This is a genomic window from Nocardioides pakistanensis (genome assembly GCF_054781215.1).
The window spans coordinates 247,081-266,514 of the sequence record NZ_BAAGUV010000004.1; the positions used below are offsets into that span (position 1 = coordinate 247,081).

A 19,434-nucleotide genomic window follows, 5' to 3' on the forward strand; every position below is an offset into this window, starting at 1 on the left:
TGTGTGGGTCGATAGTCGTATCGGCGGCGAGGCGGAGCTCCTTAGCGGAAATCTGCGGGACCTCGTCGAGGCCACCCACCCGGGGGACCGGGCCATCGTGGTCCGGCGGGGCTATACGCCCACGAGTACGGACTAGTCCGAGTGGGCCATATCGGGGAACTGCACGGGGGATATCGGACAGATCGGGTCAAGTCGGTGTCCGTTTTGGGCGAGAAATCTCAACGTGACCCCCCACACGATGCTTCCCCCGGCTCGCGACGAGTACGAGCAGATGGTCCACCAGGGCATGCCGCTGGTCAGCCACATCGTCCGCGAGACCCTCACCCGCGTCCCCGCTCACGTTTCGCGTGACGACCTGATGTCCGCCGGCCTCGCCGCGCTTGCTCAGGCCGCCAAGGCGTACGACGACAGCAAGGGCGCCGGCTTCCTGTCCTACGCGGCCACCCGGATCCGCGGCGCCGTCATCGACGAGCTGCGCGGGATGGACTGGGCGAGCCGCTCGGTGCGTCGTCGCGCCCGTCGCATCGACGAGGTCCGCGAGACCCTCGCGGTGAAGCTGGGCCGTATGCCGAGCGACGCCGAGGTCGCCTCCGATCTGGGGATGACCATGGAGGAGCTCGCCGCGCACCAGGACGACGTGTCTCGCGCATCGGTGATGTCGCTCCAGGGCTTCGACGACGGAGCCGTCGACGACATGCTCCCCGCCACCACGCTCACCCCCGAGGCGGTCATCGAGCGCCGGGAGCGGATGTCCTACCTGCACGATGCTGTTGCCACGCTCCCCGAGCGTCTGCGCGCCGTGGTGGAGGGGTACTTCTTCGCTGAGCGTCCGATGGCGGAGATCGCTGCCGAGCTCGGCGTCACCGAGTCACGCGTCTCGCAGCTTCGCGCCGAGGCTGTAGCTCTCCTCAAGGATGCGCTGAACACCGCGCTCGACCCCGATCTGGTGGCCACGGCCGCACGCCCCAACGGGTGCGCGGCACGCCGCCGCGAGGCCTACTTCGCCGAGGTGGCCTCGCACCGTTCCTACGTCGCGCGCCTCACCGCACCGGCGATGGAAATTCGCACCGCATAAATCCTCAGGTCGCCGACCTGCTGGCCGATCAACCTCGTGACGGACCAAGGACGGACCGTCATCTCGACCCAATCAGGGAGGAAATCATCATGGGTCTTCGCATCAACCAGAACATCGACGCCTTCAACTCGTACCGCAACCTGTCGGTCACGCAGGGTCAGCTGTCGAAGTCGCTCGAGAAGCTGTCGTCCGGCTTCCGGATCAACCGCGCTGCCGACGACGCCGCCGGCCTCGCGATCTCCGAGGGCCTCCGCGCCCAGGTGGGTGGCCTGAAGATGGGCGTCCGCAACGCGCAGGACGGCATCTCGGTCGCGCAGACCGCTGAGGGTGCGCTCACCGAGGTCCACTCCATGCTCCAGCGCATGAACGACCTGTCCGTGCAGTACGCCAGCGGCACGCAGAACACGGATTCGCAGGCTGCCCTCCAGGGCGAGTTCGACGCTCTGGCCGAGGAGATCGGTCGCATCCAGCAGAACACCAAGTTCAACGGCGTGGCGCTCTTCGGCAACACCGGCGGCCCAGCGAACGACGGTGTGCTGGACTTCCAGGTGGGGTACTCCTCGGCCGACACGATCCAGGTTGACCTGAGCAAGACTGTCGACCTGGTCACGGGCGTGGACTACACGGACAAGACGGGCGTCGCGGTGACGGGCGGCGCTGTTGTTATCACTGACAGCAACTCTGTGCAGGCGGCCATCACCAACGTCTCGACCATGCGTGCGGAGCTCGGTGCGGTGCAGAACCGTTTCGAGCACACCATCAACAACCTCAATGTGGCTGTCGAGAACTTGTCCGCTTCCGAGAGCCGGATCCGCGACACCGACATGGCGCTGGAGATGGTCAACTTCACCCGCGCGAACATCCTGTCGCAGGCCGGTACGTCGATGCTCGCCCAGGCGAACCAGGCCCCTCAGGGCGTGCTCCAGCTGCTCCGCTGAGCACCGCTTTCAGAGTGACCGCTGACCGGGTCGGTGGCCCGCGGGCCACAGAAACCGTCCAGCAAGCCTGATGGGGGCGGGTGATCCTTCACCCGCCCCCATTACTGCTCCTTCAGGAGCAACCAGCACACCAGCCCCAGGAAGGGACCTCGAGTTGGCAGGCATGAACGTCAATGGCCTCTCCAGCGGCCTGGACACCTCGACCATCATCAGCCAGCTGATGCAGCTCGAGGCTCGTTCGCAGACGATGCTGAAGAGCCGGGTCTCGACGACCGAGAAGGCGATCACGGCGCTGCAGGGTCTGAACACCAAGCTCGCCGCGATCACCACCAAGGCCGGGGCATTGGCTACGGAGGGCTCGGCCTGGCGCCCCACCTCCGGGGCTTCCACCAGCGATAAGTTCACCGTGACCACGTCGGCAGGTGCTGCAGCCTCGACCCTGTCGCTGACCGTGGATCGGCTGGCCACCGCGCACGCGATCGACTTCGGGCTCCACGCGCTCACCGATGCGGTGACCACGGACGGCTCGACCAAGGTCTACCTCGACAAGCTGGACGGCACGGGCCTCGTCGAGATCGAGACGGGCGACGGCACCGTCAAAGGCCTGGCCGCCGCGATCAACGCCAGCGACAAGGGCCTCAGTGCCGCGCTGGTCAACGTCGACGGCACGAACTACCGGCTCAAGGTCACCTCCACGGCCACCGGGACCAGCTCTGACTTCGCCCTGCAGGACGGCTCCGGCAACCAACTCGCGATGGTCGGGACCGTCACGACCGGTCAAAACGCTCAGATCACCGTCGGCGCCGACCAGATCACCTCGGAGTCGAACACGTTCAAGGGCCTGATGCAGGGTGTCGACGTCGACATCAGCCGCGCCGCGGTCGGGGACACCACCCAGGTCACCGTCACCCGCGATGTCGCGAGCATGAAGACCTCGGTCAAGGAGCTCGTCGACGCCCTCAACGGCCTGCTGGGCGAGATCAGCACAGCGACGTCGTACGACGCCACGACCAAGAAGGCCGGCACGCTCCAGGGTGACGCCACCGTCCGCGACGTCCGCAACAAGCTGCTCACGCTGGTCGGAGAGGGCGTTGGAGGCAAGAGCCTCGCCAGCGTCGGGATCGAGCTCGACCGCTACGGCAAGATCACGTTCGACGAGAAGAAGTTCGAGGCGGCCTACACAAGCGACGCGGCCGGCACCACTGCGCTCCTCGCCGGCACCGCGACCGCCGACGGCTTCACCGACAAGCTGAAGACGCTCGGCACGCAGCTGAGCGACAAGTACACCGGCACGCTGACGCAGGCCGTCACCAGCCAGCAGACGTTGGTCAAGGGCTGGCAGGACGACATCGCGGACTGGGACATCCGGCTGGCCAGCCGGCGCACCACGCTCGAGCGACAGTTCGCCGCGCTCGAAACGAGCATGAGCCGGCTGCAGAGCCAGGGCAACTGGTTGGCGGGCCAGATCGCCGGCCTGCCTAAGTACGAGTAAGGCCAGGAGGGCCGACATGAACAACCCGCGCGCCGCCTACATGGGGCAGATGGTCACCACCGCGAACCCACAGCGGCTCCTGGTCATGCTCTACGACCGGCTGGAGCTCGACGTGCAGCGGGCGCTCACCGCCCAGCAGGCCGTCGACCACGACGCCGCTCGTGAACAGCTGCTCCACGCCCAGGAGATCGTCCTCGAGCTGCAGTCGTCCCTCAAGCACGGCATCTGGGACGGTTCCCAGGAGCTGGCTGCCCTCTACAACTGGCTGTACGGCCAGCTCGTCCGTGCCAACGTCGAGCGGGACGTCACTATCACCGAGGACTGCCTCAAAGTCATCGCCCCTCTCGCCGAGACCTGGCGCGAGGCGGCCGTCGCCGCAGCCGCGGCAGGCTGACGAGGCGCGCCATGGCGTCCCCGACCACCCAGGAAACCGAGGCCGGCTGGGCCGAGGAGTGGGTGGCTGCGCTCGACGAGCTCGAGCTGAGCCTCGACGAGGCCGAGCGCCTGCTCCGCGGTGAGCTGCCCGAGGAGACACTGCCCGTCGTCACGCCGTGGTCGCCGCCGAACCTTCAGGGTCCGATGCCGGTCGACCTGCGCACTCGCGCGCTCGCGCTGCACTACCGGCAGCAGGAGGTGCTTCGCGCCACCGCCGAGGCGGCTGTTGCGCTGCGGCGGCAGGCTGAGCTGACGTCGCGGATGTCGACGGCGCGGTCGAAGCCGTCTGCGGTTTATCTGGACATCACTGCTTGAGCCTTCCGGTGGTTTCGAGACGCTCGCTGCGCTCGCTCCTCAACCACCGCGTGGTGGTTTCGAGACGGCTCGGCTAGCGCCTCGCCTCCTCAACCACCGAGATTCAACAAAACCCTCAAGTCGGACATTCAGCAGCCGAAACTCAACGTGAGCAGGGATCGCTCACCACTCTCGCCGACGGACCGGCAGCCCACGAAACACTCGCGTATACGAGGACTTCACAAGCATGCTGGTCTCTGCGTCGGATGCCGTCGCGGCCGCTCTCGGCGGTGCGCTCGACGGTCTCTCCATGCGGCAGCGCGTTGCCGCCGACAACATCGCGAACATGGACACGCCCGGTTTCGCGGCTGCCACCGTCGACTTCGAGAGCTCGCTGCGTGCGGCGATCGAGGACGGCAACGTCGCCGCCGGTGAGGTGTCCTCCACCCTCGGTGTCTCCGCCGCGCCCGCCGGTGCCAACGGCAACAACGTCGACCTGGCCACCGAGACGATGACCGCGATGCAGTCGACCTTCCAGTACCAGTTGCTCACCCGCGCCATCGGTGACCGGTACTCGCTCATCACCAGCGCCATCGGAGGAATGTGACATGGGTGCCTTCGACCTTCTCGGCATCGCCCACAGCAGCCTGTCGACCCACCAGACCTGGCTCGACGCCCTGGGCCACAACATCGCCAACGCCAACACCGCGCGCAGCACCGACGAGGCCGCCTTCCAGGCGCAGTACGTCGTGGCCGAGGCGCAGGCCACCGGCGGCGTCGCCGTCACCGGGCTCGCCTTCGGTGACCCCGAGGGCCGCATGGTGCACCAGCCCGACCACCCGCTGGCCGACGAGAACGGCTACGTCCGGATGCCCGACATCGACATGGGCGCCCAGATGAGCCAGCTGATCATGGCCCAGCGCGGCTTCCAGGCCCAGACCGCCGTCGTCCGCAACGCCCAGGACGTCTACTCCTCCGCGCTCTCGATCGGACGCAACGCATGAGCATCCCCGGCATCGAGGGGTTCGCCCCCTTCGCCCCGCCCACGATCACCCCAACCACGCCGACCTCCCCGGTCAAGGCGTCCAGCGGGGTCGACTTCGCGCAGATGCTGTCGACCGGCATCGAGCGGCTCGAGGGCCTGCACGACCGTGCCGACAACCTCGCGGTGCAGGCCGCCACCGGTGACCTCACGCAGATCCACGACTACACGATCACCGCGACCGAGGCCGCTGTGTCCACCCAGCTCACCACCGCTGTCCGTAACAAGGCCCTCGAGGCCTTCCAGGAGATCATGAGGATCCAGCTCTGATGCGCGACCAGCTCACCGGGCGCTTCCAGACCCTCCAGCGCACGTTCAACACGTTCACCACCGGCCAGAAGGCCGTCGTGGGTGTGGGTCTCGTGGTCATCCTGTTCGCCGGCTTCTTCGTGTTCCGCTGGGCCTCGACGCCGGCGTACTCCCCGCTGTTCAGCAACCTTGCCGCCGAGGACGCCTCCGCGATCGTCGAGCAGCTCGAGGCTGAGGGAACGCCGTACGAGCTCGCCGACGGCGGCGCGACCATCAAGGTCCCGCGCGCCGAGGTGTACGACGCCCGCATCCGACTGTCCGGCGAGGGCCTCCCCAGCGGCGGCGACACCGGCTACGAGATCCTCGACTCCCAGGACCTGTCGACCTCACAGTTCCAGGAGCAGACCGGCTACAAGCGGGCGATGGAGGGCGAGCTCTCCCAGACCATCGAGGCGCTCGACCCCGTCGAGACCGCCGTGGTGCACCTGGCGATCCCGCAGAAGGAGCTGTTCGCCAGCGAGGAGCAGCCGACCACCGCGTCGGTGCTCGTCGAGACCAAGCCCGGCCAGACCCTCGAGCCGCAGCAGGTGCAGGCGGTCGTCCACCTCGTCGCCTCCAGCGTCGAGGGCCTCGACCCCAAGCAGGTCACCGTCGCCGACGCGTCCGGTGCCGTGCTCTCCGCGTCCGGCGACGACTTCGGCACCGCCGCGGACACCCGCTCGCAGCAGGTGAAGTCGTTCGAGGAGAAGCTCTCCACCCAGGTGCAGAGCATGCTCGACAAGGTGCTCGGCGCCGGCAACACCGCCGTACAGATCACCGCGCAGCTGAACTTCGACAAGACCGTCACCAACACCAAGCGCTACTTCTCCGACCCGGAGATGGTGCCGCTGTCCGACACCACGCTCACCGAGACCTACACCGCTCCCGGCGGCGGCCTCGACAACGGCGGCGTGGTCGGTCCCGACGGCGCTCTCGACCCCAACGCGGCCAACAACAACGTGCCCGGCAACGCCACGAACTACCGCAAGGAGTCGCGGACCGCGGACAACGCGGTCGGCGAGGAGGTCGAGCAGCGCGAGGCCGCTCCCGGTGGGGTGGAGAGCCTGCACGTCGGCGTGATCGTGGACCAGAACGCTCCGGGCGCGGCGAACGTCGCCGAGATCGAGACCCTGGTCAGCTCGGCGCTGGGCATCGACGCCCAGCGCGGCGACACCGTCGCGGTCAGCACGATGGCCTTCGACCGCACCGCCGAGGAGGCCGCGGCAGAGGCGCTCGCCGCGGCGAAGAAGGCCGAGGACCGCGAGGCGCTGATCGGCCTGATCAAGACCGCCGCCCTGGTGCTGCTCGTCGCCGGCATCCTCATCGCCGCGATGCTGCGCAGCCGCAAGCGCGCCAAGGCCCGCGACGAGGCGACCAACTACATGGTCGAGCAGATCCGCCGCCGTGACGACGAGATCGAGGCCACCCAGGTCGTGCCGCTGCCGGCGGCCGAGCCGATGGCCGAGCTCGAGGTCGACCCGAGGTTCGTCGAGCGCGACGCCCTGCGCGCCGCCGCGCGGGACGAGATCGCCGCGATGGTCGAGAAGCAGCCTGAAGAGGTCGCGAACCTGCTCCGCGGCTGGCTCGTGGACAGCGGGGTGAGCCAGCGGTGACCGTTGCGCTGAACGACAACGGCCTGCGCAAGGCCGCGATCCTCCTGGTCCAGCTCGGTCAGGACAAGGCCGCGAAGATCCTCGGCCACCTGCGTGAGCGCGAGGTCGAGCTGCTGTCGGCCGAGATCGCCGACCTGCAGATGCTCAGCGCCGACGAGACCGACGCGGTGATCCACGAGTTCCACCAGATCACCTCGGCCCGCGCCAACATCCTCAACGGCGGCCCGGACTTCGCCCGCGCCATGCTCGAGGAGTCGCTCGGCCGCGAGAAGGCCGACTCGATCATGAACCGGCTGCACATGGCCGCGCGCCAGATGCCGTTCCAGTTCCTGCACCGCGCCGACGCACGGCAGCTGCTGTCGTTCATCTCCGGTGAGCACCCGCAGCTGATCGCGGTGATCCTCGCGCACATGCCCAGCGACCGCGCCACCCTGGTGCTCTCCGGCCTCGAGCCCGAGCGCCAGGCCGAGGTCGCCCACCGGATCGCGGTCATGGACCGCACCTCGCCCGAGGTCGTCCGCGAGCTCGAGATCGCCCTGGAGCGCAAGACCTCCTCGGTGCTGCAGCCGCAGGACTTCTCCACTGTCGGCGGTCTCGACCCGCTGATCGAGATGATGAACCGCGCCGACCGCGGCACCGAGCGACTGATCATCGAGTCGCTGGAGAAGCGCGACCCCGCGCTCGCCGAAGAGGTCAAGAGCCGGATGTTCATGTTCGAGGACCTGATCCACCTCGACAACAAGGACATGCAGTTCGTGCTCCGCCAGGTCGAGATCGCCGAGCTGGCGATGGCGCTCAAGGGCGTCAGCGGCGAGGTCAAGGACAAGATCATGGCCAACATGTCGCAGCGTGCCTCGGAGAACCTGCTCGAAGAGGTCGACATGCTCGGCCCCGTCCTGCTCCGCCAGGTCGAGGAGGCCCAGGCCTCGATCATCCGCAACGTCCGCCGCCTCGAGGAGTCCGGCGAGATCACGCTGAGGAGGAACGCCGAGGATGAGTACGTCGAGTAACGGCGTGGTCATCCGCGACCTCCCCCAGGAGACTGCGGAGTCGATCAGCCACTTCACCGATCTGCGCAAGGGCAGCTGGACCCGCCTGGGCTCCGGCGGCAACCTCGGCGACGAGGTGACCGAGGGCGTCCTCAGCGGGATCGCCGAGCGCGCCCACCAGGCCGCCCGCGCCCAGGGGTACGCCCAGGGCTGGGCGGAGGGTCGCCGGGTCGCGATCGAGAAGGCACAGGCCGACGCGGACGCCGTACGACGGGCCGCCGCCGACGAGCTGGAGCAGATGCGTGCCGAGCACCGGGCGGCGATGGCTGCCCTGGAGACGGCCACCACGCAGATGAGCACCCGGCTCGCCGAGGCGCTCGACCGGCTCGCCGGCCACACCACCGAGGTCGCCCTGGAGCTCGCCGAGGCAGTCGTGGGCCGCGAGGTAGCCACCGCCACCGACCCCGGTGCCGACGCGCTGCGCCGGGTGATCGGCCTGGTCGACCCGCAGGTCACCACCACCGTGCGGCTCAACCCCGCCGACGTGGCGGTGCTCGACAGCGCCGCGACCGAAGGCCACAACATCACCGTGGTCCCCGACCCGACCGTCGGCCGCGGCGACGCGATCGCCGAGACCGACCACACCCTGGTCGACGCCACCATCTCCGCCGCCCTGGAGCGGGTCCGCGAGGTGCTCACACGATGACCGCCACGCTGCTCACCGACCGGCTCGCCGAGGCCGTCGCCGCTGCCGCCCCGAAGCGGCACGGCCGGCTCGTCGAGCTCAAGGGCCTGCACCTGCTGGCCAAGGGAGTCGACGCCGCCGTCGGCGACCTCGTCGAGGTGTGCGGCGTCAACGGTCCCGTGCCCGCCGAGGTCGCCGCGAGCACCCCGGCCGGCATCGTCTGCATGCCGCTGGGCTCCACCACCGGTCTCCGGCTCGGCGACACCGTCGCCCCGACCGGCGGCCCGCTGTCGATCCCGGTCGGCGACGAGCTCCGCGGCCGGATTCTCGACGGCCTCGGCCGCCCGATCGACGGCGGCCCGGCGCTGACCGGCCTGCCGATGGTCTCGGTCGAGAACGACGCCCCCGCGGCGCTGTCGCGCGCGCGGGTGGACAGCCAGGTCGGCCTCGGCGTCCGCGCCCTCGACGCGCTCGTGCCGTGCGGCCGCGGCCAGCGGATGAGCATCATGGCCGGCTCCGGCGTCGGCAAGTCCACCCTGCTGTCGATGATCGCCCGCGGCACCGACGCCGCTGTGTCGGTGATCTGCCTGGTCGGCGAGCGCGGCCGCGAGGTCCGCGAGTTCATCGAGAACGACCTCGGCCCCGAGGGGCTGGCCCGCTCGGTGGTCGTCGTGGCCACCTCGGACGCCCCGCCCGTCGTACGACTGCGCGCCGCGTTCGTCGCCACCCGGATCGCCGAGCACTTCCGCGACGGCGGCCAGGACGTCCTGCTGATGATGGACTCCCTCACCCGCGTCGCGATGGCGCAGCGCGAGGTCGGCCTGTCCGCCGGCGAGCCGCCGACCACCCGCGGCTACCCGCCCAGCGTGTTCGGCCTGATGCCCAAGCTGCTCGAGCGCACCGGCCCCGCCCCGGTCGGCTCGATCACCGGCCTCTACACCGTGCTCGTCGAGGGCGACGACCTGCAGGACCCGATCGGCGACACCGTCCGGTCGATCCTCGACGGCCACGTCGTGCTCTCGCGCCGACTCGCCACCAGCGGCCACTTCCCGAGCATCGACGTGCTCGAGTCGATCTCCCGGGTCGCCCCGGCGATCACCACGCGCGAGCAGATGACCGACGCGGTCACGCTGCGCCGGCTGCTCGCCGCGCACCGCGACGTGCGCGAGCTGGTCGAGATCGGCGCCTACGTGCGCGGCTCGGACCCCGATGCCGACATGGCGCTGGCGATCATGCCGCGCATCAACGAGTTCCTGCGCCAGCCGGTCGACGCGCCCACGCCGACCGCCGACACGTGGACCGCACTCCACCAGATCGTGAGCACGTCATGAGCGCGAACCAGGACCGCGGGCTGAAGGCGGTACGCCGGGTCCGCGAGGCCCGCGAGCGGGACAGCCGGATCGGTCTCGTGCAGGCCCTCGCGGCGACCCGCCAGCGCGAGGCCGAGGCCGAGGCAGCCCGTGAGCGCTTCGAGACCACCCCCCCGTTCGAGACCGGCGACACGGCCGAGTTCCACCAGTACACACAGCTCGTCCAGGCGCTCGCCGAGGCAGTTGCGGTGAAGGAGGAGCTGCTCCGCACCAGCCGCACCGTCGCCGAGGAGGCCAACCGGCGTTGGGGTCTGGACCGCCAGGCCGTGCGCACCGTCGAGCTGCTGCTCGAGCGCCGGGTCGAGGAGCGCCGTGCCGCTCGGGCACGGCAGGAGGCCGCCGACCTCGACGAGCTCGCCTCGCAGGCATGGCACCGCAACCACCTGAACGTCGTACCCGCCATCTCGGAGGCAACAGCATGAGCGTCGCAGAGGTCACCGGCCGGATCAGCGAGATCCAGGCCGCCCTGAAGCAGCTCGCCCCCGCCGCGACCGTCCGGCCGGCCGGCGTCCCGGCGTTCTCCAGCGTCCTCGGCGCGGCCGAGGCCGGCCTGCTCGAGGGCACCCTCTCTTCCGGCGGCGCGCAGGGGACGTCGTCGGCCACCTTCGCTCGCGCGGTCGCCGGCGCCTCCGGCGGGTCCGGCGAGCTGGTCAACGGTCAGGCGGTCGTCGACGAGGCGAAGAAGTACCTCGGCGTGCCCTACCTCTGGGGCGGCACCGACCCGAGCAAGGGCCTCGACTGCTCCGGCCTGACCCAGCTGGTCTACAAGAAGTTCGGCGTCGACCTGCCGAGGGTCTCCTACCAGCAGGCCACCGCCGGCAAGCCGGTCGCCAGCCTCGACCAGGCCAAGCCTGGCGACCTGCTCGCGTTCAACAGCCCGGTCAACCACGTCGCGATCTACATCGGCAACGGCAAGATGCTCGAGGCGCCGCGCACGGGGCTCGACGTCCGGATCGTCGACGTCTACGAGACACCGACCGCGATCCGTCGCGTGCTGCCCGAGCAGGCCGCGGCCCCGGTCGCCGCCGCCCGCATGCCCGGCGGCTCGTCGCTGCCCGGCGCCACGCCGTACGCCTCCCTCTTCCAGGCCGCCGGCGCCCGCCACGGCGTCGACCCGACCCTGCTCGCGGCGATCGCCAAGCAGGAGTCCGGCTACAACCCGCGCGCGGTCAGCCCCGCCGGCGCGCAGGGCCTCATGCAGCTGATGCCGGCCACCGCGGCCGGCCTCGGTGTCAACAACTCGTTCGAACCTGCCCAGGCCGTCGATGGCGCGGCCCGGTTGATGAAGGACCTGCTCTCGGAGTTCGGCCGCGTGGACCTCGCGCTCGCGGCGTACAACGCAGGCCCCGGTGCGGTGAAGCGCTACGGCGGCATCCCGCCCTACCCCGAGACCCAGAACTACGTGCCGGCAGTGCTGGCGCACAAGGCAAACCTGGAGCGCGCATGACGATCACACCTGTGGCCGCGTCAGCGGTCCCACCGGCCGGCTCGGGCTCCGGCACCGGTTCCGGCGCCGCCGCGGCCGGCGACTTCGCCGCCCTCGTCCAACAGCACCTCGACGACCCCGCCGGCTCGGCCCTGTCCGGGGAGGAGAAGGCCGCGCTGCTCGAGGCCGCGTCCCACTCCGGTGAGGCGATGTCCGAGGGCGTCGCGTCCATGCTCGCCGGGCTGCTCGGTGCCGCTGCGGTGCAGGCAGCAGCCGGTACGGCGGGCGCGGCTGGTGCCGTGCCTGCTGACGCCGATGTCGTGGCCGAGGGCGACCCCTCGCTCCAGGCCGCCGCGACCGCCCACTCCCTGAAGGGCGCGTCGGTCGGTGTCCTGGCGGCCAACGCCGCCGCGACCGCTGCTGCCCAGCTGGCTGCGGCGCACAACGCCGGCGGCGAGAGTGCGGCTGGTGCGCTGTCGGGTGCCGGGGCTGGTGTCGCGGGACCCGATGGCGCGGCCGCTGGTTCCGCTCTGTCCGGCGCCGTCGCCGGCGCGGGTGCCGGGACTGCGGACGCTTCTGGGACCACTGGCTCGGGGGAGGCAGCGCAGGCGCTGCACGACGGCTCGGACACCGGCGCCGGCGCGACCGGCAACGGCACCGCAGGCGCTTCGGCGTCCGGTGCGGCGCATCCCAACGCCGCCGGGCAGGTGTCTCTCGAGGGGATGCAGGTCGTCGGCGGTTCGGCAGGCGACTCGGCCGCGAACAGCGTCACGGGTTCGGCGGCCGTCACGGCTGGCTCTGGTGCTGCGGGTGCGGCCGGCGCGGACGCGACCGCGGCTCCCGACGGGACCACCCGATCGAGCATGGTCACCGACCAGGTCTTCTCCCAGGTCACCCGGATGGTCAGCCGCGGCGACGGCACCCACCGCCTCATGTTGCGCCTCCACCCTGCCGATCTTGGTGAGGTGAAGGTGGTCATGACCGTCAAGGACGGTGTCGTCGACGTGACGCTGCACGCCAGCGCCGCGGCGCGCGCCGCCCTGCACGAGGGTTCGCCGCAGCTGCGCTCGTTGCTCGAGCTCACCGGCGCCACCGCCGGCCAGCTCGTGGTCCGCGACCTCGTGACGGGCGCCGCCTCCACGCAGTCCGGCCAGCAGCTCGGTCAGCAGGCCGGCCAGAACGGTCAGCAGGGCAACCAGCAGCAGGCCGCGCAGAACGGTCAGGCAGGCCTCGACCTCGGCGGTTCGGCGGGTGGCACCTCCGACGGCGCCGGCCAGGGCGGCACGGCCGCCGGCTCGGACGGTCTCGATGTCGACGCCGGTGCCGGGCCGGGCGACCGCCGTACCGGATCCACCGCCGGCGACACCACCGGCGGGACCGCCCGCACCTCCACGTCCAACCTCGACCTCGACCTCTAAGGAGTCTCGATGACGATCAACCCGATCACCGCCGCCATGGGCGCCACCGCCCAGACCGCGACGGCGGGCGCGACCTCCTCGACCGAGGTCGACAAGGACATGTTCCTCAAGCTGATGGTCACCCAGCTCAAGAACCAGGATCCGATGAACCCACAGGACTCCTCGGAGTTCCTCGCCCAGACCGCACAGTTCACCTCGCTCGAGAAGCTCGAGCAGGTCGCCAGCCAGACCGAGCAGGCGTACGCGGCTCAGATGGCCTTCGGTGCCAGCGGCCTCGTCGGCCGCACCGTCACCTACACCGACGCCGACGGCAACGAGCTCACCGGCACGGTCTCGTCGGTGAAGTTCGGGCCGACCGGTCCGGTGCTCGGTGTCGACGACGCCGAGGTCGCCATGGACCAGGTCGTCACCGTCAAGGCCTGAGCCACCCCGCCACCCACAGACCCGGGTCCCCACAGGGCCCGCCCCGAAAGGAAATCAAACATGCTTCGCTCCCTCTTCGCCGGCATCAGCGGCCTCCGCTCGAACCAGACCATGCTCGACGTGGTCGGCAACAACATCGCCAACGCCAACACCACCGGCTTCAAGAGCTCGAACGTGATCTTCCAGGACACGCTGAGCCAGATGCTTACCGCCGGCAGCACGCCGGTCGCCGGCGGCGCGGGGGGCACTCCGCCGCCGGCACAGGGTGGAACCAACCCGGTCCAGGTCGGCCTCGGTGTCTCCGTCGGTGGTACGACGACCAACTTCGGTCAGGGCTCGGCGCAGGTCACCGGTCGCCAGACCGACCTGATGATCCAGGGTGACGGCTTCTTCGTGGTGAACCGTGACGGCGCCGACATGTACACACGTGCGGGTGCCTTCAACTTCGACTCCGACGGCAACCTGGTCACCCTCGACGGCGACATCGTCCAGGGCTGGATGGCCGCAGGCACCCCGCCGGCCGTCACTGCGGCCGACGGCACGCAGACCGATATCAACATCGACTTCGAGACTCTCGGTGTCGACTCGTACAGCATCGGCAGCGACGGCATCATCACGGGCGTCGTCGCCGGGGCCAAGCAGGTGCTCGGACAGATCGCCATCGCGAACTTCACCAACCCCGAGGGCCTCGAGCGTGCCGGCGACACCGCCTTCCGTGCGGGCGCCAACTCGGGCACCGTGGTGACCGGGGCCCCTGGTGCGGGCGGCAACGGCAGCATCATGGCCGGGACGCTGGAGATGTCGAACGTCGACCTCGCCCAGGAGTTCACCAACCTGATCATCGCCCAGCGCGGCTTCCAGGCCACCTCGCGCGTGATCACCACCTCGGACTCCGTGCTCGAGGAGCTCGTCAACATCAAGCGCTGATCCGGGCGCTCTGACAGGCGGCGGGCGGGTCGGCGTACTCGCGCCCCCACCCGCCGCCTGACTCCGGCAGAAGCTGTGATCGGCGGCGTGAGCCGCTGCGTGACTCGGGCGCGAACAGCGATCGGCTGCGCGAAGTGGGCAAGGGTTGCAGCTCTCGAGGCCAGAACCTTGCAGTCATTGCCCACTTCGGGAGCGCGCTTGCTGGTCGTGCCCAGTCCAGCTGACTTCCGGCTGGCGGCTGTGCTGATACCCGGCAGCCGCCGGCGAGTTTGGGCACGAACGGCAACCAGCCGCCGAGAGTGGGCACGAACGACACGTTCCGAGCGCGGAGGCTGTCGTATTTGCCCATTCCTCGGGGGCAGCTGTCGTTTCTGCCCAAACCCGGGTCAGCTCCCGAGGCCAGAACCTTGCAGTCATTGCCCACTTCGGGAGCGCGCTTGCTGGTTCTGCCCAGTCCAGCTGACTTCCGGCTGGCGGCTGTGCTGATACCCGGCAGCCGCCGGCGAGTTTGGGCAGGAACGGCAACCAGCCGCCGAGAGTGGGCACGAACGACACGTTCCGAGCGCGGAGGCTGTCGTATTTGCCCATTCCTCGGGTGCAGTTGTCGTTTCTGCCCAAACCCGGGTCCCAACGACCCCGGCGACACGCCGGGGATCGAAAATGCTCGGCGACCCGGGTCACAACGGCTCAGGTCTTTCGGCCCCCGGCCGATGGACACATTGATGGGCCACGGACGGCCCTGCTCGACAACCAAGGATGGTGCGCACATGGTGACGCTCACGCGTTTCTCAGGGGTACCGTTCGCCCTCAATCCCGACCTGATCGAGAGGGTGGACGAGACACCCGACACGGTCATCACGCTGGTCGACGGCACGAAGTACCTGGTCAAGGAGTCCCTGGCCGAGGTCGTCGCGCTGGTGATGGAGTACCGCGCCCGCCTGCTCGCAGCCGCCGGCGCGATGGACTCCCCGAAGAACCTCGACGCCGCCGAGCGCGCGGCCCGCCGCCACCGCCTTGCCGCCGTCCCGGCCCCCGAGGACGAGCACGGCGCCAGCGAGGAGAGCTGATGGATCGCGCAACGATCTTCGGCGTCGGCCTGGCCTTCGCCGCGATCATCGGCTCGAACGTCCTCGAGGGCGGTTCGCCGATGGCGCTGCTCATGCTGCCGCCGATGCTGCTGGTGTTCGGCGGCACGCTCGGTGCCGCGATCGCCGGCGGCACGCTGGCCGATGCCAAGCATGCGATCACCTCGCTCAAGCGCGCGGTCACCTGGAAGCAGCAGGCCCCCGGCGAGCTCGTGCCGATCGTCGTGAAGCTGGCCGACAAGGCCCGCCGCGAGGGTCTGCTGATGCTCGAGGAGGCGGTCCGCGAGGTCGACGACGACTTCCTCAAGCGCGGTGTCGCGCTGGCCGTGGACGGCACCGACCCCGAGGAGCTGCGGGAGATCCTCGAGGCCGAGCTGTACGCCAAGCGCATCGACGACAAGCACTCCGCGAAGTTCTTCACCGCCATGGGCGGCTACGCGCCGACGATCGGCATCATCGGCACCGTGATGGGCCTGATCCACGTGCTCGAGGCCCTCTCGGAGCCGGAGAAGCTTGGTCACTCGATCGCCGCGGCGTTCCTCGCGACCCTGTGGGGCATCCTGTCCGCCAACGTGCTGTGGCTGCCGATCTCGGCCCGGCTGACCCGGATCGGCGAGCTCGAGGCGTCGCGCATGGAGCTCGTGATCGAGGGCGTCATGGCGATCCAGGCCGGCAGCAACCCGCGCGTCGTGGCCCAGCGCCTGCGCTCGCTCCTGCCCGCCAACGAGCGCGACCTCGAGCAGGCGGCCTGACCATGGCTGCGTCGCGCAAGCGCCGTGCCCCTGAGGAGGAGCACGAGAACCACGAGCGGTGGATGGTGTCCTACGCCGACATGGTCACCCTGCTGATGGTCATGTTCATCGTGCTCTACGCGATCAGCCAGGTCGACGTGGCCAAGTTCAACGCCCTCAAGGAGGGCATGGCCGCCGGCTTCGGCAACACCTCCTCACCGTTCCAGGGCGCCACCTCCGGCAACCAGGACCCCGGCAGCCAGGCGATCGCGCCGATCTCCCCGTCGCTGGACGGCGTGGACCCCTCGACCACCGAGCAGGTGTCCCGCTCGCTGGCCGAGGAGGAGCGCAAGAAGCGGTACGCCGCGGCATCCGCCGAGGTCGCGCGACTGCAGGAGCTGCAGAAGCGGATCCAAGAGGTGCTCCGCCGACGCGGTCTCGCCGGCGACGTGCAGATGAAGATCGACAGCCGCGGCCTGACGATCAGCCTGGTCTCGCGGCACATCGTGTTCCAGAACGACGTCGCCGACCTGACCCGGCGCGGCAGGCGGGTGCTCGACGTACTCGCCCCGGTGCTGCGGGAGATCCCGGAGTACATCGACGTCGACGGCCACACCAACCAGGTGAAGGTGAAGCCGAAGTACTACGACACCGACTGGGACCTGTCCTCGGCCCGCGCGGTGACCGTGCTGCGCTACCTCAACGAGCGCAAGGGCATCCCCGGCCGGCGGCTGTCGGCCCGCGCCTTCGGCCACGAGAAGCCACTGATCGACCCCAAGCACAAGCTGAGCCAGATGCTGAACAAGCGTGTGGACGTCGTCGTCATCTCCGGTGCCGACGAAGCCACCCGGGCCCTGTTCGACGACGTCCTGCGGGACCTGAGCAGGGCGTAGAAGGAGAGACGAGATGAGTGTCAAGGAAGCTGCCGCGAAGACCGACGAGACCGAGGAAGGCGGCAAGGGTGGCAAGAAGAAGCTGCTGATCATCGCCGTCGCGGTGCTGGTCGCGGCCGCTGCCGTCTGGTGGTTCATGATCCGCCCCGCCGGTGCCGAGGAGGCCGCACCGAAGCCGGGGGAGGTCATGCAGCTCGAGCCGATCCAGATCAACCTCGCCGGCGGCCACTACCTGAAGATCGGCGTGGCGCTCCAGGCGATCGAGGGGGCCCACGAGGTCGAGGGCAGCAAGGCGCTCGACGCCACCATCGAGCTGTTCAGCGGCCGGTCGGTGGAGGAGCTGGCCGACGCCGAGGAGCGGGAGAAGCTCAAGACGCACCTGCTCGAGGAGCTCGACCACCGGTACCACGGCGAGATCATGGAGGTGTACTTCACTGACTTCGTGACCCAGTGACGCAGCACCCAGACCCGGGGGTGACCGGGTCCGGGGCCGGCTGAGCCGGCTCCGTCAAGACACCACAGCTCAGGGACGAGCGACACAAAGTAAAGAAAGTTCTCGTTCCTGCTCAAGTCGTGCCCGCGTGAGCCGATACCTCCTTCGTGGCATCCTCCTCCGCAGCTCGATCTTCGCGCGTGATCGCGCCGTCCCGCCGTGGCCGGCGGGCGGGCAACGAGCCGGTCCCGTACGACTTCCGGCGGCCGGTCAAGCTCAGCCGCGAGCACATGCGCACCCTCGAGATCGTCTTCGAGACCTACGCCCGCCAGGCGTCCACGATCATGACGTCGGCACTGCGCTCCCTCAGCAACTTCACGTTGCTGCAGGTCGAGCAGCAGACCTACCACGAGTACGTCGAGACGCTCGACGACCCGACGTACCTCACCGTCTTCTCCCTCGAGCCGATCCAGCAGCCGGCCGTGCTCCAGATGCCGCTGCTGGCCACGATGACCACCGTCGACCGCCTGCTCGGCGGACCCGGCTCCGCGGAGCAGCCCGAGCGGCCGCTGACCGAGCTGGAGAGCGTGGTCGTCCGCGGCCTGTTCGACCGGCTGGTGTCGGAGGTCCGCTACGCGTTCGCCTCGATCGCCGATCTGCACCCGGCCGTGACCGGGGTCGAGTACAGCCCGCAGCTGGCCCAGGTGGCCGCCGCGTCCGACGCGATGATCACCGCGCGGTTCTCGCTGACCCAGGAGAACGGTGAGCACGAGGTCACCATGTGCTTCTCGTTCAACGGGCTGCTGCCGCACCTGACCGCCTCCACCTCCGGCACGCCGTCGGAGCGGGAGCTGCGCGAGCGCGAGGCCGCCTCGGCGCGCCTCGCCGCCGGCTTCCAGGAGGTGCCCGTCGAGGTCGGCGTCCGGTTCCGCGGCATCGTCGCTGATCCGGTCGAGCTCTCCGGTCTCACCGTCGGCGACCTGATCAAGCTGCGGCACCCTGCCGAGGCCCCGCTCGAGGTCGCCACCGACGACGTCGTCTTCGCCCACGCCACCCCCGGCAGCCACGGTGAACGCCTGGCCTGCCTCATCGTTGCCACCCCCCAGGAGTCCTGATGCCTCGCGCAGCCAAGAAGACCGCCACCGCCGCTCCGGCCGAGGGGCTCGAGGAGAGCGCCCGGCTCGCCGCCGAGGCGATCGTCACCCTGCTTCCCGCGACCAGCGAGCTGGTCCCCGGCGCCCCGCAGCCCGCGGCGCTGGTGAACGCCGCCGAGTGGGGCGGCGGTGCCTGCGCCAGCCTCGGCAACGCCAAGGACGGCTCGGTCAGCGTCCTGGTCGGCGCCGACCTGGTCACCGCCCTCGAGGAGTCCCCGATGGGTCCGCTCGAGCTCGGTGCGGCCGTGCAGCCCTCGCTCGACGCCGCCGCCACGGCGCTGGGTACGACGGCCGGGGCCGGTGAGTCCCTCGACGCCGACGGTGTCGCCGAGCTGCTCGCCGGTGCCTCGATCGCCGTACCCCTCGTCGCCGGTGACGTCACCGCCGCCGTGCTCGTGCTGACCAACCCGGCCCCGCCGCCGGCGCCGGAGAAGCCCGCCGCCGCCCCGGCCGCCGCGACCGGCACCACCGCCCGCCCCGGCATCGAGCTGCTGCACGGTGTCGCGATGGACGTCACCGTCGAGCTCGGCCGCACCCGGCTCTCGGTCCGCGAGCTGCTCGCGCTCACGCCCGGTGACGTGATCGAGCTCGACCGTGCCGCCGGCAGCCCGGCCGACCTGCTCGTCAACGGCCGCCTGATCGCCCGCGGCGAGGTGGTCGTCGTCGACGAGAACTTCGCCCTCCGGATCACCGAGATCGTCTCGAACTCCGCAGCGAGCTGAC

Annotated in this window: 23 protein-coding genes; all 23 read left to right on the forward strand. The window is 70.0% G+C overall.

What is annotated here, in order from left to right; all coding sequences use genetic code 11:
- Positions 1-223: 223 nt before the first annotated feature.
- The 23 genes from ACYVIH_RS02585 to fliN all read left to right on the forward strand — a co-directional run bounded on the left by ACYVIH_RS02585 (position 224) and on the right by fliN (position 19,433).
- Positions 224-1,075 carry a sigma-70 family RNA polymerase sigma factor gene (locus ACYVIH_RS02585; protein ID WP_460865631.1) on the forward strand — a complete coding sequence of 284 codons (852 nt, stop codon included), beginning with the start codon at positions 224-226 and terminating at the stop codon, positions 1,073-1,075.
- A gap of 89 nt (positions 1,076-1,164) precedes the next feature.
- A complete protein-coding gene (locus tag ACYVIH_RS02590; protein ID WP_460865633.1) occupies positions 1,165-2,013 on the forward strand; it encodes a flagellin N-terminal helical domain-containing protein in 849 nt (282 codons plus the stop codon).
- A gap of 163 nt (positions 2,014-2,176) precedes the next feature.
- Positions 2,177-3,505, forward strand: coding sequence for a flagellar filament capping protein FliD (fliD, locus tag ACYVIH_RS02595; protein WP_460865635.1), 1,329 nt, complete (start codon positions 2,177-2,179; stop codon positions 3,503-3,505).
- Between the two features lie 16 nt (positions 3,506-3,521).
- The gene (gene fliS / locus ACYVIH_RS02600) at positions 3,522-3,899 is read left to right on the forward strand and encodes a flagellar export chaperone FliS (protein WP_460865637.1); all 378 of its coding nucleotides are present in this window, start codon (positions 3,522-3,524) and stop codon (positions 3,897-3,899) included.
- 11 nt (positions 3,900-3,910) lie between these two features.
- Positions 3,911-4,255: a hypothetical protein gene (locus tag ACYVIH_RS02605; RefSeq protein ID WP_460865639.1), complete on the forward strand. Its 345-nt coding sequence runs from the start codon at positions 3,911-3,913 to the stop codon at positions 4,253-4,255.
- A gap of 226 nt (positions 4,256-4,481) precedes the next feature.
- Entirely contained in the window at positions 4,482-4,841 is a 360-nt protein-coding gene (locus ACYVIH_RS02610; protein ID WP_460865641.1) for a flagellar basal body rod protein FlgB, read from the forward strand.
- A gap of 1 nt (position 4,842) precedes the next feature.
- Complete coding sequence (locus ACYVIH_RS02615) at positions 4,843-5,238, forward strand: flagellar basal body rod protein FlgC (RefSeq protein ID WP_460865643.1); 396 nt, start codon at positions 4,843-4,845, stop codon at positions 5,236-5,238.
- Positions 5,235-5,546: a flagellar hook-basal body complex protein FliE gene (fliE, locus tag ACYVIH_RS02620; RefSeq protein ID WP_460865644.1), complete on the forward strand. Its 312-nt coding sequence runs from the start codon at positions 5,235-5,237 to the stop codon at positions 5,544-5,546. The genes ACYVIH_RS02615 and fliE overlap by 4 nt, the downstream gene beginning before the upstream one ends.
- Positions 5,546-7,177: a flagellar basal-body MS-ring/collar protein FliF gene (gene fliF / locus ACYVIH_RS02625; protein WP_460865646.1), complete on the forward strand. Its 1,632-nt coding sequence runs from the start codon at positions 5,546-5,548 to the stop codon at positions 7,175-7,177. The genes fliE and fliF overlap by 1 nt, the downstream gene beginning before the upstream one ends.
- A complete protein-coding gene (fliG, locus tag ACYVIH_RS02630) occupies positions 7,174-8,187 on the forward strand; it encodes a flagellar motor switch protein FliG (protein WP_460865648.1) in 1,014 nt (337 codons plus the stop codon). The genes fliF and fliG overlap by 4 nt, the downstream gene beginning before the upstream one ends.
- A complete protein-coding gene (locus ACYVIH_RS02635; protein WP_460865650.1) occupies positions 8,171-8,872 on the forward strand; it encodes a FliH/SctL family protein in 702 nt (233 codons plus the stop codon). The genes fliG and ACYVIH_RS02635 overlap by 17 nt, the downstream gene beginning before the upstream one ends.
- The gene (locus ACYVIH_RS02640; protein ID WP_460865652.1) at positions 8,869-10,182 is read left to right on the forward strand and encodes a FliI/YscN family ATPase; all 1,314 of its coding nucleotides are present in this window, start codon (positions 8,869-8,871) and stop codon (positions 10,180-10,182) included. Before ACYVIH_RS02635 ends, ACYVIH_RS02640 begins: the two co-directional genes overlap by 4 nt.
- A complete protein-coding gene (locus ACYVIH_RS02645) occupies positions 10,179-10,643 on the forward strand; it encodes a flagellar FliJ family protein (RefSeq protein WP_460865654.1) in 465 nt (154 codons plus the stop codon). The genes ACYVIH_RS02640 and ACYVIH_RS02645 overlap by 4 nt, the downstream gene beginning before the upstream one ends.
- A complete protein-coding gene (locus ACYVIH_RS02650) occupies positions 10,640-11,668 on the forward strand; it encodes a transglycosylase SLT domain-containing protein (protein ID WP_460865656.1) in 1,029 nt (342 codons plus the stop codon). The genes ACYVIH_RS02645 and ACYVIH_RS02650 overlap by 4 nt, the downstream gene beginning before the upstream one ends.
- Complete coding sequence (locus tag ACYVIH_RS02655; RefSeq protein ID WP_460865658.1) at positions 11,665-13,065, forward strand: flagellar hook-length control protein FliK; 1,401 nt, start codon at positions 11,665-11,667, stop codon at positions 13,063-13,065. Before ACYVIH_RS02650 ends, ACYVIH_RS02655 begins: the two co-directional genes overlap by 4 nt.
- Before the next feature lie 9 nt (positions 13,066-13,074).
- Positions 13,075-13,488, forward strand: a complete 414-nt coding sequence (locus tag ACYVIH_RS02660) for a flagellar hook capping FlgD N-terminal domain-containing protein (RefSeq protein WP_460865660.1) — start codon at positions 13,075-13,077, stop codon at positions 13,486-13,488.
- 60 nt (positions 13,489-13,548) lie between these two features.
- Complete coding sequence (locus tag ACYVIH_RS02665; protein ID WP_460865662.1) at positions 13,549-14,415, forward strand: flagellar hook-basal body complex protein; 867 nt, start codon at positions 13,549-13,551, stop codon at positions 14,413-14,415.
- A 767-nt stretch (positions 14,416-15,182) separates the two neighbouring features.
- A complete protein-coding gene (locus ACYVIH_RS02670; RefSeq protein ID WP_460865664.1) occupies positions 15,183-15,482 on the forward strand; it encodes a flagellar FlbD family protein in 300 nt (99 codons plus the stop codon).
- Complete coding sequence (locus tag ACYVIH_RS02675) at positions 15,482-16,252, forward strand: flagellar motor protein (RefSeq protein WP_460865666.1); 771 nt, start codon at positions 15,482-15,484, stop codon at positions 16,250-16,252. Before ACYVIH_RS02670 ends, ACYVIH_RS02675 begins: the two co-directional genes overlap by 1 nt.
- A 2-nt stretch (positions 16,253-16,254) precedes the next feature.
- Positions 16,255-17,124, forward strand: a complete 870-nt coding sequence (locus ACYVIH_RS02680; protein ID WP_460865668.1) for an OmpA/MotB family protein — start codon at positions 16,255-16,257, stop codon at positions 17,122-17,124.
- A 13-nt stretch (positions 17,125-17,137) separates the two neighbouring features.
- Complete coding sequence (locus ACYVIH_RS02685; RefSeq protein WP_460865670.1) at positions 17,138-17,578, forward strand: flagellar basal body-associated FliL family protein; 441 nt, start codon at positions 17,138-17,140, stop codon at positions 17,576-17,578.
- 179 nt (positions 17,579-17,757) lie between these two features.
- Positions 17,758-18,672, forward strand: coding sequence for a flagellar motor switch protein FliM (locus tag ACYVIH_RS02690; RefSeq protein ID WP_460865672.1), 915 nt, complete (start codon positions 17,758-17,760; stop codon positions 18,670-18,672).
- On the forward strand, positions 18,672-19,433 hold the full coding sequence (fliN, locus tag ACYVIH_RS02695) for a flagellar motor switch protein FliN (protein ID WP_460865674.1): 762 nt from the start codon (positions 18,672-18,674) through the stop codon (positions 19,431-19,433). Before ACYVIH_RS02690 ends, fliN begins: the two co-directional genes overlap by 1 nt.
- Position 19,434: the final 1 nt, after the last annotated feature.

What these genes read in the sequence shown, in the direction of transcription:
- ACYVIH_RS02590 (WP_460865633.1), top strand. Translation starts at nt 1,165, where the DNA reads ATGGGTCTTCGCATCAACCAGAACATCGACGCCTTCAACTCGTACCGC.
- fliD (WP_460865635.1), top strand. Translation starts at nt 2,177, where the DNA reads ATGAACGTCAATGGCCTCTCCAGCGGCCTGGACACCTCGACCATCATC.
- fliS (WP_460865637.1), top strand. Translation starts at nt 3,522, where the DNA reads ATGAACAACCCGCGCGCCGCCTACATGGGGCAGATGGTCACCACCGCG.
- ACYVIH_RS02605 (WP_460865639.1), top strand. Translation starts at nt 3,911, where the DNA reads ATGGCGTCCCCGACCACCCAGGAAACCGAGGCCGGCTGGGCCGAGGAG.
- ACYVIH_RS02610 (WP_460865641.1), top strand. Translation starts at nt 4,482, where the DNA reads ATGCTGGTCTCTGCGTCGGATGCCGTCGCGGCCGCTCTCGGCGGTGCG.
- ACYVIH_RS02615 (WP_460865643.1), top strand. Translation starts at nt 4,843, where the DNA reads ATGGGTGCCTTCGACCTTCTCGGCATCGCCCACAGCAGCCTGTCGACC.
- fliE (WP_460865644.1), top strand. Translation starts at nt 5,235, where the DNA reads ATGAGCATCCCCGGCATCGAGGGGTTCGCCCCCTTCGCCCCGCCCACG.
- fliF (WP_460865646.1), top strand. Translation starts at nt 5,546, where the DNA reads ATGCGCGACCAGCTCACCGGGCGCTTCCAGACCCTCCAGCGCACGTTC.
- ACYVIH_RS02635 (WP_460865650.1), top strand. Translation starts at nt 8,171, where the DNA reads ATGAGTACGTCGAGTAACGGCGTGGTCATCCGCGACCTCCCCCAGGAG.
- ACYVIH_RS02640 (WP_460865652.1), top strand. Translation starts at nt 8,869, where the DNA reads ATGACCGCCACGCTGCTCACCGACCGGCTCGCCGAGGCCGTCGCCGCT.
- ACYVIH_RS02645 (WP_460865654.1), top strand. Translation starts at nt 10,179, where the DNA reads ATGAGCGCGAACCAGGACCGCGGGCTGAAGGCGGTACGCCGGGTCCGC.
- ACYVIH_RS02650 (WP_460865656.1), top strand. Translation starts at nt 10,640, where the DNA reads ATGAGCGTCGCAGAGGTCACCGGCCGGATCAGCGAGATCCAGGCCGCC.
- ACYVIH_RS02655 (WP_460865658.1), top strand. Translation starts at nt 11,665, where the DNA reads ATGACGATCACACCTGTGGCCGCGTCAGCGGTCCCACCGGCCGGCTCG.
- ACYVIH_RS02660 (WP_460865660.1), top strand. Translation starts at nt 13,075, where the DNA reads ATGACGATCAACCCGATCACCGCCGCCATGGGCGCCACCGCCCAGACC.
- ACYVIH_RS02665 (WP_460865662.1), top strand. Translation starts at nt 13,549, where the DNA reads ATGCTTCGCTCCCTCTTCGCCGGCATCAGCGGCCTCCGCTCGAACCAG.
- ACYVIH_RS02670 (WP_460865664.1), top strand. Translation starts at nt 15,183, where the DNA reads ATGGTGACGCTCACGCGTTTCTCAGGGGTACCGTTCGCCCTCAATCCC.
- ACYVIH_RS02675 (WP_460865666.1), top strand. Translation starts at nt 15,482, where the DNA reads ATGGATCGCGCAACGATCTTCGGCGTCGGCCTGGCCTTCGCCGCGATC.
- ACYVIH_RS02680 (WP_460865668.1), top strand. Translation starts at nt 16,255, where the DNA reads ATGGCTGCGTCGCGCAAGCGCCGTGCCCCTGAGGAGGAGCACGAGAAC.
- ACYVIH_RS02685 (WP_460865670.1), top strand. Translation starts at nt 17,138, where the DNA reads ATGAGTGTCAAGGAAGCTGCCGCGAAGACCGACGAGACCGAGGAAGGC.
- fliN (WP_460865674.1), top strand. Translation starts at nt 18,672, where the DNA reads ATGCCTCGCGCAGCCAAGAAGACCGCCACCGCCGCTCCGGCCGAGGGG.